This is a genomic window from Desulfurispirillum indicum S5, assembly GCF_000177635.2.
Taxonomy (GTDB): domain Bacteria; phylum Chrysiogenota; class Chrysiogenetes; order Chrysiogenales; family Chrysiogenaceae; genus Desulfurispirillum; species Desulfurispirillum indicum.
In genome coordinates this window covers 167,501-181,508 of record NC_014836.1, presented here as the reverse complement: position 1 = coordinate 181,508, position 14,008 = coordinate 167,501, and the positions used below count along the sequence as shown (strand labels likewise).

Here is a 14,008-nt window from a genome sequence, read left to right as displayed (position 1 = left end):
TGAACATGCACCTCGAACACCTCTGCCAGGATGCTGGCAACAATAAAAATGGGCGGAGTGAGCAGGTGCGGGGCATGCCTTTGACTCCCTTTGTTCGTACCTAACGCAAGCTCATATATTGGGCCCCAAAAAACGCCGGTGAAAGCGCCGGTAAAAATGCAAATTCGAACTTGCCCTCATATGGACGAGCAAAGGACACGGCGGATCAGGGGGACTGACTGTTTGCCTCCCAGGTTATATTCCACTAGGTTATATCGTGAGGGAAGCCAATGACTGAGACACAAAACATTGAATACAAACAATCCTGGCGCGATGATCACCTCAAGTGGATTTGCGGCTTTGCCAATGCAGGTGGTGGTGTACTGTTCATTGGCCGCAACGACAGGGGCCAGGTGACTGGCGCCCCGGAAGCGCACCGCTTACTGGAGGAACTGCCCAATAAGGTTCGGGATATCCTGGGTATCCTGGTAGCAGTCAATTTGTGCACAGAGGGTGATAAGGAGTATCTGGAGATTGTCGTAGAGGGTCACCCCAACCCGATCAGCTGCAAGGGTGAGTATTACCTGCGCAGCGGCAACACCAATCAGCTGCTCAAGGGAGCTGCGCTGGATCGCTTTCTTTTGAATCGCTATGGCCGCACATGGGATGGCTCGCCCCTTCCCGGCGTGACAGTAGCTGACCTGTCTCCTTCAGCTCTTGCTCAGTTTCGGCAATTGGCTCGGCGCAGCGGGAGGCTGGATACTGCTGCATTGAAAGAGCCTGATGCGGCATTGCTGGATAAGCTGAAGCTCATGGAGGGTTCCTACCTGAAGCGAGCTGCGGCATTGCTGTTCCATCCCGATCCACTGTCTTTCTTCAGTGGGGCTTTTATAAAAATCGGTTACTTCCGTCCAGATGCTGATCTGGTGTACCACGACGAGGTCAATGGCGATTTATTTACCCAGGCGGCGCTCGCCCTTGATTTACTGATGACCAAATACCTGAAAGCGGTAGTCACCTACGAAGATATTGTCAGGGTAGAGCGTTTTCCGGTGCCACGGGAAGCGCTGCGTGAGGCACTGTTGAATGCGCTGGTCCATCGCGACTACATGAACACGGCTCCGATACAGATTCGTGTTTATGATGACCGGCTGGTACTTTGGAACCCTGCCGTGCTGCCGGATGGCTGGACCGAGCAGACCCTGCTGGAGCCGCATATATCCCAGCCCCATAATCCTGATATCGCGAATGCATTCTTCCGCGCCGGTGAAATTGAAGCCTGGGGGCGAGGCATTGAGCGCATCTTCTCCGCCTGTCACGAAGCACGTACTCCAGAGCCATACATCCGCCTGCATGCCGGAGGCATATGGACAGAATTTGTGTTTTCACAAGAATATTTTGAACATCTTTCAGGCGGCACTGCCCAGAAAACTTCGGGGAAAACTTCGGGGAAAACTTCGGGGAAAATCGTCGAGCTCATTCGCGAAAATCCTAAAATAACCATTCCCGAAATGGCGGTACATCTTGAAAAATCTGCCCGTACGATCGAGCAGCAGCTTTCACGGCTTCGTGAAGAGGGCGTGATTGTCCGAATTGGACCCGCAAAAGGCGGCCACTGGGAAATTATTGACAGGTAATGCCCCACTGAACGCATCATTCACCTGCTTTCCCTTTGCGACTCTGCGCCTTGAGGGAGCGAAGCGAGCGGGCGAGAGGTATGCCTTCCGTTTTAACTGCCTTTCTTTGTGGCTTGGCGGGGCTTCGTGTGAGACCCTGCCTTTTTGCCAGCGAGATCGGCTCCAGCACGGTGAGCAGCAGTTTTCTTGCTCCTTTTACAGGTGTTCCCCGAAGAGCTCTCCAAAAAGCTTCGGGGAAAACTTCGGGAAAAAACCAACAATTTATGATACGAGGCACTTCCATGACCATTCCCTGCGTTCTTTCCATCGCCGGTTCCGATCCTTCAGGCGGAGCGGGCATCCAGGCTGATCTGAAGGTTTTTTCCGCCCTTGAAACCTATGGCGCTGCGGCCATTACCTGCCTGACGGTGCAGAACACCATCAAGGTCCACGATGCGCTGATGCTGGATGGTGTTTTTGTACGCGCCCAGGTGGAGCGGGTGCTGGAGGATATTCCCATCAACGTGATCAAGACGGGGATGCTGGGCAATGGGGATATTGCCCGCCACGTGGGGGAGGCCATTGAGGGCCGCACCATTGTCTGCGACCCGGTGATGATTTCCAAGAGTGGCTACGCGCTCATGAATCAGGATGCCATGGACGCCATTATGGAGCATGTGGTGGCCCGAGCCACGATTCTGACGCCCAACTTCCACGAGCTGCTGGCGCTGGCACAGGCTGATGAAAGCGCTGACCCGCTGGAGTGCGGTGAACGCATCATGCAGCGCTTTCCCCGTCTGCAGGCGCTACTGGTGAAGGGAGGACATATCAACGAACAGGCGACTACGGTCACTGATACGTTGATCATGCGCCATGGCGGCGGTTTCAGCCACCACTCCTCCACCCATCCGCGCATTGACACGCCCAACACCCACGGCACGGGCTGCACGCTTTCATCGGCGATTGCAGCGTATCTGGCCAGGTCCAATGGCGACATGGTGGAGGCCGTTCAGCAGGGCATTGCCTATGTGCACCGGTTGATCACGCGGGCGGCGCAGGGGAGTGTTGGCAAAGGCAATGGGCCGCTGTTGCACCATGTGCCCCGCTGACAGCAGGCTGCTGAAAATCCCCCATCTGCGGCGTTACCCGCTGTCGCTCGTCACTGCAACATACGGGGAGTACGCGTCATTCCGTGCTTCGCGAGCGCCTTGCACCTGTGGGTTTTCATTTGCCTGCCTGTTTGAGGTATTACCGTAAGTTGTTGACTGGCCAGAGTGCTCTCTATCCTCTCAAGCTAATGCGGCAAAGTTTTACCCTCAGCAAGGGTCACGGTCAGCTTGATTCCAAGCGCGGCACAGACGCGCTGGATAGTTTCGAATCGTGGCTTGCTGTTGGGGCGCAAAGCTTTATACAGGGCTTCGCGCTTGATTCCGCTGGCCAGAGCAATTTGACTCATTCCCCTGGCCTTGGCAACATGGCCCAGTGCTGCTGCCAGTTCCCCGGAGTCACCCTCTTCAAGGACCTGCTGCAGGTATTCAAGCATATCAGCTTCACTTTTCAAGTGCTCTGCCATGTCAAATTCGGGGAGGGTATTCAGGGGTATATGCTTATTCATGGGTCTGCTCCTTTATACGCTGCCGATTAATTCCCATGGCAACGTAACTTATGATCGGTGTTCAATTACCTGCGTGTGTTTCGTTTTTTGATAAGCTGCTGACTTGCTTGAAAAGCTCTTTTGCTAAGGCAATGTCGTCAGGCTGACTACTTTTCTCTCCACCGGCAAGCATGATAATCATTACATTGCCATGCATTGCATAGTACATGCGCCATCCTGGGCCGAAAGGCTCTCGCATCTCATATACACCATCTCCCAAGGGTTTTACATCGCCGAGCAACCCTCGCTGCGCTTTTTCAAGGCGACGTAGCAAGCGTATGCGAGTAGAGCGGTCACGCAAGGAACCGAGCCAGCTTTCAAATTCCGGTAGCAGCTTGATCGTGTACATGATGCCTATTGTAATCGTTCGATTACAATAGGCAAGAGAAAACTGATAAACAAGCTTCTGCCCGCAGTTATCTCATGCGTGCGGCGATTTCGCCGAAAACCTATGTAAATTGGCATGTCGACATAGCAATTCACATAAAACCTGATAAACCACTTTTATAATTACACGTAGCGCCATGGACCAGATATGCACGCTTCTGCAGGGATTTCCCATTGTCACAATTACCGGACCACGCCAGTCCGGCAAAACCACACTGGCGAAGGCGATCTTTGCCGGGAAGCCCTATATTTCCCTGGAAGATCCGGATGTGCGGTCTTTCGCGACAGATGATCCTCGTGGCTTTCTGGGTCAGTTTCCTGATGGGGCGGTCTTTGATGAAGTGCAGCGGGTACCGAGTCTTTTCTCGTACCTTCAGACTCTGGTTGACAAAGATGGGCGCATGGGTCTGTTTCTCCTGACGCTCTCCCAGCAATTTGGTTTGCTGTCGGGGATCACCCAGTCCCTGGCGGGACATACGGCTTTTGTGGAACTGCTCCCCTTTTCGCTGAAAGAGCTGCAATCTGCGGGAGTTGCCCAGAGCGGGCTGGATGAGCAGTTGTTTCATGGCAGCTATCCACCGTTGTATGATCGGCAGCTTTCCCCACGCACCTGGTTTACTGCTTATGTCACGGCCTATGTGGAGAAGGACGTGCGCCAGCTGGTCAATATCGAGAACCTGGATGGCTTTCTGTGCTGGAGGGAAGCTGATGCCTGTAGAAATCAAATCTGGCCAGACCATTACCCGCGACTCTTTCAAAAGCCTTGAGCGCTGGAAATCACTGGCTAAGGATCTCGCCCATCAACCCACAGTGATTTATGGCGGCAGCGACACTCAGGAGCGCAGTGGCACGCGAGTGTTTGGCTGGCGCCAGGTGCCGGAGATTTCCCCCTCTGAGTAACAAGCGGTAGATAATCGTTCCGCTGTAACTCTTCACCCTTGGTTTCCTGTGCGGCTTTTGCTTTGATATTTCGTAACTCTTTACGGTGTGTTGGTACTCGCGCCAGCATTCCTCCCAGAGACGCTCACTTTCGTCCGCGGACCTACGTCTCTGCCGCTCACCATCCGGGCTCGCTCTCGGAATACTGGCGCTCCTGCTGAAAATACGCAGGGTAGCCGTGAATGGTTACTTGCCTGCATGATTTGAGGTATCTCAGCAAGCGGTTAGACACGCACCATGCAAACTCTCTACATCCATGCCTCGCCTTCCTCTGCACTTCACCACGCACTCCGTGCCGTTTTCCTCTGCCGAACTCCCTCTTTACGTGCGTCATCACGGGAAAAATGCTATAATATTCGCATACTTTCCATGTAAGCACTGGAGCGCCCATGAACATCTACAGCCGCATCATTCCCTACATCACCCTTGGCTATCCCGACCTGGAAACGACCCAGGCCTTTCTTGAGCTGTGCTACGAGCTGGGCATCAAGCGTATTGAGATCGGCATTCCCTTTTCCGACCCCATGGCAGACGGGCCGGTGATCCAGGAGGCCAATGACTACGCCCTGGCGCGGGGTATCAACTTCCGCAGTCTGGAAGCGCTGCGCATCGACACGGGCAAGGCCGACCACTATGTCATGACCTACGCCAACCTTTTTTATCACTATGGTCCGGCTGACACGTTCCAGTGGCTTACCCGGCTTGGCTACCGTGGCGCGATCATCCCCGATCTGAGCTTTGAGCAGCGTGACGACTTTGCGGCGGAGGTTCCCGAAGACTTTGCGCTGGTGCCCTTTATCGCCACCACAACTGACGATGGGCGAGTGGAAGCGATTACCTCCCGCTCGGCGGGATTCATCTATGCCGTCAGCTCACCCAATGTCACGGGTCAGGCAGTGGATAACTTCTCGCTTATTGAGGCAAAAATTTCGCTGGCCCGCCAGCACACCAGCACCCCCATTTTCATCGGCTTTGGCATCAAGGATGGCCAGACGGCGGCCAAAGCCATGGCGATCGCCGATGGCGCCATCATCGGCACGGCCCTGATCCAGTGCATTCAGCCGGATGCCGGCAGGGAGCGCAATATCAGCGCGTTGCGCCAATTCCTTCAGGGATTGCAACTTGCAGACTAACAGCTTGCGGAAATACTTAAAAATACGCAGGCAATTGAAAAATGCTCAGGTGCAAGGCGCTCGCGGAGCGTGGAATGAAGCGTACTCCCCGTACGTTGCAATGACGCGCGACGGCGGGCAACACCGCAGATGAGGGTTTTTCAGCAGCCTGCCAAGGGAATACTGACAGGCTCCTTTATGCCCCCCAGCAAATCAAATTATCATTTGACGTGCTTCAATGTTTTATTTTATCGGCAGCTTTGCTATGATTCACGGTCGAATTTTAACATTTGTGTGCAAGGAGATGCGCTGTGCCAAAACGCACTGATATAAAAAAGATTCTTGTCATCGGCTCCGGTCCTATTGTCATCGGTCAGGCCTGCGAATTTGACTATTCCGGCACCCAGGCGATCAAGGCGCTCAAGGAGGAGGGGTATGAGGTCGTCCTGATCAACTCCAACCCCGCCACCATCATGACGGATGCCCAGATGGCCGATGCCACCTATATCGAGCCTATTACCGCCAGTGTTATCGAGAAAATCATAGAGAAAGAGCGCCCCTGCGCCATTCTGCCCACAGTGGGTGGCCAGACGGCCCTGAACGCTGCGGTGGAAGTTGCGGAAACGGGTATTCTGAAAAAATATAATGTGGAAATGATCGGCGCAAACCTCAAGGCCATCCAGAAAGGCGAAGATCGCGAGCTGTTCAAGGAGGCCATGAACCGCATTGGCCTGGAAATGCCCCGCTGCGGCTACGCCCACTCCCTTGAGGAGGCCCGGAAAATCGTCCGTGAAATGGGCCTGCCCGCCATCATCCGCCCCTCATTCACCCTGGGTGGTTCCGGTGGCGGTATTGCCTATAACATGGAGGAGTTTGACGAGATCGTCGCCAGCGGCCTGGACGCTTCGCCTTCCCGTGAAATTCTGATCGATGAGTCCATCATCGGCTGGAAAGAGTACGAGATGGAGGTCATGCGCGACAAGAACGACAACGTGGTCATCATCTGCTCCATCGAAAATTTCGACCCCATGGGAGTGCACACCGGCGATTCCATCACCGTGGCTCCTGCCCAGACCCTTTCCGATAAAGAATACCAGCTCATGCGCGATGCCACCATCAAGGTCATCCGCGAGATCGGCGTCGACACCGGCGGCTCCAACGTGCAATTTGCCGTCAACCCCGATGATGGCCGCCTGGTGATCATTGAAATGAATCCGCGGGTCAGCCGTTCCTCGGCTCTGGCCTCCAAGGCCACCGGCTTCCCCATCGCCAAAATCGCCGCCAAGCTGGCTGTTGGCTACACCCTGGATGAGATTCCCAACGACATCACCAAGGAGACCCCAGCCAGTTTTGAACCCACCATCGACTATGTGGTGGTGAAATACCCCCGCTTTACTTTTGAAAAGTTCCCCAACGCCAACGCCACCCTGACCACTCAGATGAAGAGTGTGGGTGAAGCCATGAGTATTGGCCGTACCTTCAAGGAGTCTTTTCAGAAGGTGCTGCGCAGTCTGGAAATCGACTCCTACGGTTTTGAAAGTCGCCTGAGCGAGGAGCAGATCAAAAAACCCAACTCCGATACCATCGCGCTGATCGAAAACAAGCTGCGCATTCCTAACTGGGAGCGGGTCTGGTACATCGGCGACGCCTTCCGTATCGGCTTTACCATTGAGCGCATCCACCAGATCACCAATATCGACCCCTGGTTCCTGGAAGAGCTGCGCCAGATTGTGGAAATGGATGAACGTATCGCTCATCTGGGCTCCTACCGCGACCTGAACACTGACCTGCTGCGCCAGATCAAGGAGATGGGCTTCAGCGACCGTCGCATCGCCCAGCTCACCAGCACCGATGAACAGAGTATTGAGCGCCTGCGCAAAGATCAGGGCGTTGTCCCGGTCTTTAAGCGCATCGACACCTGTGGTGCCGAGTTTGAGGCCCAGACGCCCTACCTCTACAGCACCTATGAAGAGGAGTGCGAGGCGGCCCCCACCGACCGCAAGAAGATCATGATCATCGGTGGCGGACCCAACCGTATCGGACAGGGCATCGAGTTTGACTACTGCTGCTGCCACGCCGCCTTCGCCCTCAGTGAAGATGGCTTTGAAACCATTATGGTCAACTGCAACCCCGAAACCGTCTCCACCGACTATGATACCTCCGACCGCCTCTACTTTGAACCGGTGACCCGTGAGGATATCCTCTCCATCGTGGAAAAGGAGAAACCCCACGGCCTGATTATCCAGTTCGGCGGCCAGACACCCCTGAAACTGGCTGTAGCCCTGGAAAAAGCCAATGTGCCCATCCTGGGAACATCCCCCGACGCCATCGACCGCGCCGAGGACCGCGAGCGCTTCAAAAAACTGGTGGAAAAGCTGGAGCTCAAGCAGCCTGCCAACGCCACCGCCACCAGCGAAGCCCAGGCGCTGGAAATTGCCGAGCGCATTGGCTATCCCGTGGTGGTACGCCCGTCATACGTGCTGGGTGGCCGGGCCATGGAGATCGTCTACAATGTGGACGCCCTGAAAAACTATATGGAAAAGGCCGTCAAGGCCTCGCCTGAGCATCCTGTGCTCATTGACCACTTCCTGGAGCACGCCACCGAGGTGGATGTTGACGCCGTGTGCGATGGCGAAAACGTCATCGTGGCTGGCATCATGGAACATATCGAGGAAGCGGGCATCCACTCTGGCGACTCAGCCTGCTCCCTGCCTCCCAAGAGCCTCTCTGCGGAAATCTGCGAAGAGATCCGCCGTCAGACCCGCCTGCTGGCCCTGGAGCTGAAGGTAGTCGGGCTGATGAATATCCAGTTCGCCATCAAAGGCGGCGAGATTTATCTCATTGAAGTCAATCCCCGCGCCAGCCGCACGGTACCCTTTGTCTCCAAGGCCACCGGCATTCCCTTTGCCAAGATCGCGGCGCTGGTCATGGCCGGTCGCAAGCTGCCGGAGCTGGGCCTGACCCGCGATGTGGAACCCGAGTACTTCAGCGTCAAGGAGTCGGTCTTCCCCTTTATTAAATTCCCGGGTGTCGACACCATTCTGGGGCCGGAAATGCGCTCCACCGGCGAAGTCATGGGCATTGACCCCGAATTCGGTATCGCCTTTGCCAAAGCCCAGTCCGGTGCCGGCGGCACCCTGCCCCTCAAGGGAACAGTGTTTATCAGCGTGCGCAATGAAGACAAGGAACATATTCCCGATATTGCCCGCAAGCTTATCGCTCTGGGCTTCAAGGTTGTCGCGACCCGCGGTACAGCTGCCTACCTCAAGAGCAAGGGAATTGAGGCGACACCCGTGCACAAGGTGAACGAAGGCCGCCCCAACATTGTCGACCTGATTGTCAACGGCAGCATTGCCCTGGTATTCAATACCCCCGGCGGCGAAAAGACCAAGGCCGATGCCCTGTCCATCCGTCGCAGTGTTCTGACCTACAAGGTCCCCTACTTCACCACCGTGGAAGGCGCAAAAGCCGCCGTAACAGCCATTGAGGCGGAGAAAAACGACCAGCTGCATGTCAAACCTCTCCAGGAACACTACCTGAACAACGCTTACCTGAAGGATATGCCATTGCGCTGAGTTTTTTCCCAGCAACACCATTACAGAGCGCCCGCAGTACAGACTGCGGGCGCCTTTTCCCCACCACCCCCCAACGCGAACCAGGCACGGAGTTATCAGGCACATGCAGACCATCTCCAGATTCAGGCGTATTCTCTTCGGATGGGTGCTGCTTTGCTCAGCAACCACAGCTGCCAGCGCTTCTGACATCAGCGTCATGGAGGCTGCCACACTGATCGAAAGTCAGCATGATGTACTGGTTCTCGACATCCGCGAAGACTGGGAGCGCCGCCAGGGCCATATTCCCGGCACCATGCACCTGCCCATGGGACTTATCCCCCACCACCTGAAGCAGCTGCCCCGTGATCGCACTATCATCCTCACCTGCCGCACCGGCAATCGCACGGGGCAGCTTACCCGCTATCTGCAGCAACAGGGCTTTGACAATGTTCTCAACATGGCCGGTGGCATTGTCGCCTGGACCCAGGCAGGTCTGGAAATCACTCCCCCTGAACCCGCAACCTTCAGCATGAACCCGGAGCGCACACCATGACCACCATTGCCCGCTGGACTCTTGTCGCACTCAGCACTGCCGGATTTGCCTTCTGCCTCCTGAACGCCTTTGGTGCCGATCTGGCCTGTTTCACCCAGGGTTGCCAGATCTACTCCAGTTACGAATTTCTGGGCATCTCCTTCTATGTATATGGAGCCATTGCTTTTGGCCTGCTGGGCGTGCTGACTTTTTTCTCCACCCGCAGCCGCCTTGCCGCAGCCGCCTTTGCCATGCTTGTCATTGCAGCACTCCTGGCCGATACCGCCTTTCTCTTCTACCAGTTTCTCTTCTGGCCCTGCGCCAGCTGCATGGTCGTAGCACTTTTGCTGGGACTCATTGCCATTGTCGCTCTTGTGCTGCTGCCCTGGCTGCGGCACAAAGCCTACTATGGGATAATTGGTCTGTGGCTTTTCTTCTTTATTATCATCGCCATGGAAATTGCCCAGGAAATCTATCTGCCCCCCTGGGCAGCCTATGGCCCCGAAAACGCCATCGTCAGCGTCTATGTTTCACCCTCATGCCCCGCCTGCCGGGAGTTGATGTCCAAGCTCACTTCCCATCCTGAGCTGATGCGCCAAAGCGCCATCTACCTTATCGCCAAGGATGCTGCCGAGGAACGCTCCATTGCCCACTACCTGCACCAACTCCGCGAAGGAGCCAATGACTTCCAGGCCCTGCAGAATCTCTTTACCCAGGAACCACCTGCCGACGCTGCTCCCATGAGCTGGCAGGAGAAACTGCGACTGCAGGCCAATACCATGGCCATGGCCCGCATGGGAGCAGCCAGCATACCACTGGTCATTGCACCCGGGATTATGGAAATACCGGTTGTTCAGGAAGCTGCACCAGGGGAAAGCATTCCCGCCAGCACTGGAATCGGCACACTTCAGGATCTGCTGAACCGCCCCGCCTCCTCGGGGGGAGGTGGTTTTGGCTTCAGCGCCGGATGTTCGCTATTGAACCCCACGGAGGAGTGCCCGGACACACAGGAGCCGCAATAGCGCACCAACGCATTCCACTCACATATTTTCCACAAAAATCTCTGACTTTCCCTTCAGCCACCTTTTCCAAGGTGGCTGATTTTTTTTGTCCACAAGGCCCGCAACACTTCTGACCAAAGCTTCCCTTGAGCCAAAATCGCTTTTCATATCCATGAGCCCGCATTCGAAAATCAGGAACTCAACTTTCGCACCTTGTTGCCTTGAGTTAAGCTGTTATTATACTGGCGCTTATCTCGCGGAAACCGTATTGATTTTAATTACTTGAATCATCTGGTATTCCTCTTTCTGTTTCCAGATATTACCCTTTTTGACCGCGCAAAAAGGGAACAAAAACGCGCCCCCCGAACGCCCGTTCTTCCGGTTCGTTACTCGCCTGCTCTGGAGATCCCGCAGACACTGCATCCCTGCAGTGCTGCCGGACCACTCACTTCCTGTGAGTGTCCCGTTCGGGTCTTGCCAGCCAGGCGTCGCACTCACCGGACGGGCTCAGGGGGGAACGGCCTGCTTCTGCCTCTCCCCCTGTGTTCTTTCCCAGCCAGGACGCGCCGACTGTCAGGCTGCTGAAAAACCCTCATCTGCGGCGTTGCTCACCAGTGCTCGTCGCTGCGACGTACAGGAAGTACGCCTCACTCCTCACCTAGCTCGCGCCTTGCACCTGAAAACTTTTCAATTGCCTGTATAACGCGATGGACCCGCAGGGTTGCCGCCACGAGGGCGGCAACCGCAAACCAAAAGCCAGGGAAGGCGGTTGTTTGCGGTCCCCAGTTCCAGGCAAGCGGACGGCTGAAAAGGACAGCACTGGGGGCCGCTTCCCAGCCACTTTTTGCGGGGAAAAAGTGGCAAAAGAAACTCGTATATATGGTGAGGATAATGTCAAGCGACGCAGTCTGTGCAGAACCATTTCTGCCATTCCAATATGGCATCAGTGTCGACGCCGACAACCTGCCGCTTCGGGGGGTGCGAAACTTCAGTCAGGAAGCATTCCTTGTGAAGCATTTCACGGATTTTCTTGCAATTATTTTACAGTTTTGTTAATTAGTTATTTAGCTACTTGCCTAATTATTCACAAGGAGAGGTTATGCGCAAAATCATCAGCATTTCACTGGCCATTGCGGCAACGGCATCAATGAGCTACGCCCAGGCCAACACGGAACTTCAGGAACTTCGGCAACAAATCCAGCAGTTGGAGCAGCGACAGCAGGAGCTCGAGAAACAGCGCTTCGACCAGCGCCTCTCACGGGTGGAAGCCCAGGCCATGGGGGACAACCTCAAATTTGATGTGGACTACCGGGTTACCATGGACAGCCTGAAATACAAGCTGCACAGTGGCGCCACCCAGGAAAACAGCTCTTTGCTTGCCAATCGCATGATTCTGGGCATGAATTTCCGCCCCAACGACAGTGTGCGCTTTGCCGGTAAGCTCGCTTACAACAAAGCATTCGGCGACACCGCCAACCACAGCCAGTCCAATACAGACCCCGGTTACGCCAACTTCGACTGGGTCGTCAACGAAAACCCCCTGGACAACACCCTCAAGGTCAAGGAAGCCTATTTCCACTACGCCACCTCCATGGGCAGCGTTCCTTTTGCCGCCAGTCTGGGGCGACGCCCTTCCACTGACGGTTTCCTGGCCCACCTGCGCGAGGGCGACTCCCACTATCAGTCGCCCCTGGCCCACTCCATCAATGTGGAGTTTGATGGAGCCAGCTTCACCTGGCAGCTCGAAGGCTTGATTGGCCTTCCCGGCAGCAGCTTTAAAATCTGCACAGGACGCGGTCTCACCAATGCCAACCCCCGCTTTGACATGATGGGCTACGACTACGCCAAAGACGAGAGCCTGCACAGCAACATCGACATGCTGGGCTTTATCTTCCAGCCGTACAGCGATGGTCAGTACACCGTGCAGACCCAGGCGTTCAAGGCGTGGAATCTCATCGGGTTTACCGGCGCGGATATGATGGCGTACCAGAACGCGGTGGGCACCTTCATGATGGATCCTGACCCCAACAACCTTGCCAACAACTACGTCAACATGATGATGGCCCAGCCCTCCTTCTCCGATGTGGGCGACATGTACGGCGCGACGGTGAGTGTGCTGGCCAATGGGGTTGGCGACTTCAACAGTTTCCTGGATAACACCAAACTCTTCGTCAGTTATGCCGTCAGCCAGACCCTGCCCAACGACAGCATGAGCATGCTGGGCAGCACTGATAACAAGACCGGCTACTCCATCTGGATGGGAGCGGAAATTCCCGGCATGATCACCAGAAACGGCCGCCTGGGATTTGAGTACAACGAGGGAAGCAAGTACTGGAGAAGTTTCACCTACGGTGAAGATACCATGATCGGCTCCAAGCTCGCGGCTCGTGGCAAAGCGTACGAGGCGTACTATACCCAGCCCCTGGTGGGCAACACCCTCAGCATGCAGCTGCGCTACACCTATATTGACTATGATTACACTGGCAGCAATGCCTTCTTTGGCGATGATGGCGCACCGCAGACCATTGCCGATGCCGCCGCTGCTGGTGCAGCCATGGGAATGGACCCCGTTGACAGCGCGTCAGACATTCGCCTGAGCTTCCGCTACCGTTTTTGATTTCCCTGCACAAACAGCCGGAGAGCTTCTCCGGCTGTTGTGTCTGCTGTTACCTTTTGCCTGTCTTTTCCAACGCAATCAGCCCCGCAGGAAGACTCCTGCGGGGCTGATCTATAAGGTAATTTGCCAGGCACCGTCCGATTTTCCCAGGGCTTAAGCCCAAGTATCGTAGGCGGAACAGAGCTTAACTTCCGTGTTCGGAATGGGAACGGGTGTGGCCTCTGCCCTATAGGTACCAGGCAAAACGGTTAAAAACGGTTTTGCGTGACTGACTGGCAGTCGAGTTGAATATGCGTTTCTTCCAAACACTCAGGGTTGTATCTCTTTTGATCTGAAGCGTCAAGATCAAAAAATGCACGGTGCGCATCAAGCCAGAAAAAGAACAATGGAGAATTAGTACTGGTCTGCTGAACACCTTACGGTGATTACACACCCAGCCTATCAACCAGGTCGTCTTCCTGGACTCTCATGGGGATATCTTATCTTGAGGCTGGCTTCCCGCTTAGATGCTTTCAGCGGTTATCCATTCCGAACATAGCTACCCGGCGGTGCTTCTGGCGAAACAACCGGTGCACAAGAGGTTCGTTCATCCCGGTCCTCTCGTACTAGGGACAAAT

General features: G+C 55.3%; 9 protein-coding genes, 2 rRNA genes and 1 pseudogene (1 of these 12 only partly in view). 8 read left to right on the top strand and 4 right to left on the bottom strand.

All coding sequences use genetic code 11. The features are described from left to right. Positions 1–269 precede the first annotated feature (269 nt). Both SELIN_RS00850 and thiD read left to right on the top strand, forming a co-directional pair. A complete protein-coding gene (locus SELIN_RS00850; protein ID WP_013504811.1) occupies positions 270–1,616 on the top strand; it encodes an ATP-binding protein in 1,347 nt (448 codons plus the stop codon). Between the two features lie 281 nt (positions 1,617–1,897). After that, a complete protein-coding gene (gene thiD, locus SELIN_RS00840; RefSeq protein WP_013504810.1) occupies positions 1,898–2,704 on the top strand; it encodes a bifunctional hydroxymethylpyrimidine kinase/phosphomethylpyrimidine kinase in 807 nt (268 codons plus the stop codon). A 185-nt stretch (positions 2,705–2,889) separates the two neighbouring features. On the opposite strand, the gene SELIN_RS00835 is transcribed toward thiD, so the two are convergent. Both SELIN_RS00835 and SELIN_RS00830 read right to left on the bottom strand, forming a co-directional pair. Beyond that, positions 2,890–3,210: an addiction module antidote protein gene (locus SELIN_RS00835; protein WP_013504809.1), complete on the bottom strand. Its 321-nt coding sequence runs from the start codon at positions 3,208–3,210 to the stop codon at positions 2,890–2,892. A 61-nt stretch (positions 3,211–3,271) separates the two neighbouring features. Then, positions 3,272–3,598: a type II toxin-antitoxin system RelE/ParE family toxin gene (locus SELIN_RS00830; protein ID WP_013504808.1), complete on the bottom strand. Its 327-nt coding sequence runs from the start codon at positions 3,596–3,598 to the stop codon at positions 3,272–3,274. Positions 3,599–3,755: 157 nt separating this feature from the next. Between SELIN_RS00830 and SELIN_RS00825 the strand changes: the two are divergent. From SELIN_RS00825 to SELIN_RS00800, 6 genes and pseudogenes are all read left to right on the top strand, one after another. Then, positions 3,756–4,536: pseudogene (locus SELIN_RS00825) on the top strand (ATP-binding protein). A gap of 428 nt (positions 4,537–4,964) precedes the next feature. Further along, a complete protein-coding gene (gene trpA / locus SELIN_RS00820) occupies positions 4,965–5,708 on the top strand; it encodes a tryptophan synthase subunit alpha (RefSeq protein WP_013504807.1) in 744 nt (247 codons plus the stop codon). Positions 5,709–5,998: 290 nt separating this feature from the next. After that, complete coding sequence (gene carB / locus SELIN_RS00815; RefSeq protein ID WP_013504806.1) at positions 5,999–9,262, top strand: carbamoyl-phosphate synthase large subunit; 3,264 nt, start codon at positions 5,999–6,001, stop codon at positions 9,260–9,262. A gap of 103 nt (positions 9,263–9,365) precedes the next feature. Beyond that, complete coding sequence (locus tag SELIN_RS00810; protein WP_013504805.1) at positions 9,366–9,794, top strand: rhodanese-like domain-containing protein; 429 nt, start codon at positions 9,366–9,368, stop codon at positions 9,792–9,794. Then, positions 9,791–10,795, top strand: a complete 1,005-nt coding sequence (locus SELIN_RS00805) for a vitamin K epoxide reductase family protein (RefSeq protein WP_013504804.1) — start codon at positions 9,791–9,793, stop codon at positions 10,793–10,795. The genes SELIN_RS00810 and SELIN_RS00805 overlap by 4 nt, the downstream gene beginning before the upstream one ends. Positions 10,796–11,873: 1,078 nt before the next feature. Beyond that, on the top strand, positions 11,874–13,391 hold the full coding sequence (locus SELIN_RS00800; protein WP_013504803.1) for a DUF3373 domain-containing protein: 1,518 nt from the start codon (positions 11,874–11,876) through the stop codon (positions 13,389–13,391). A 125-nt stretch (positions 13,392–13,516) separates the two neighbouring features. Here SELIN_RS00800 and rrf read toward each other — a convergent pair. Both rrf and SELIN_RS00790 read right to left on the bottom strand, forming a co-directional pair. Continuing rightward, positions 13,517–13,631, bottom strand: a 5S ribosomal RNA gene (rrf, locus tag SELIN_RS00795). Positions 13,632–13,764: 133 nt separating this feature from the next. Further along, positions 13,765–14,008, bottom strand: a 23S ribosomal RNA gene (locus SELIN_RS00790); it runs 2,646 nt beyond the window's last position.

What these genes read in the sequence shown, in the direction of transcription:
- SELIN_RS00800 (WP_013504803.1), top strand. Translation starts at nt 11,874, where the DNA reads ATGCGCAAAATCATCAGCATTTCACTGGCCATTGCGGCAACGGCATCA.
- trpA (WP_013504807.1), top strand. Translation starts at nt 4,965, where the DNA reads ATGAACATCTACAGCCGCATCATTCCCTACATCACCCTTGGCTATCCC.
- SELIN_RS00835 (WP_013504809.1), bottom strand. Translation starts at nt 3,210, where the DNA reads ATGAATAAGCATATACCCCTGAATACCCTCCCCGAATTTGACATGGCA.
- thiD (WP_013504810.1), top strand. Translation starts at nt 1,898, where the DNA reads ATGACCATTCCCTGCGTTCTTTCCATCGCCGGTTCCGATCCTTCAGGC.
- SELIN_RS00850 (WP_013504811.1), top strand. Translation starts at nt 270, where the DNA reads ATGACTGAGACACAAAACATTGAATACAAACAATCCTGGCGCGATGAT.
- SELIN_RS00810 (WP_013504805.1), top strand. Translation starts at nt 9,366, where the DNA reads ATGCAGACCATCTCCAGATTCAGGCGTATTCTCTTCGGATGGGTGCTG.
- SELIN_RS00805 (WP_013504804.1), top strand. Translation starts at nt 9,791, where the DNA reads ATGACCACCATTGCCCGCTGGACTCTTGTCGCACTCAGCACTGCCGGA.
- SELIN_RS00830 (WP_013504808.1), bottom strand. Translation starts at nt 3,598, where the DNA reads ATGTACACGATCAAGCTGCTACCGGAATTTGAAAGCTGGCTCGGTTCC.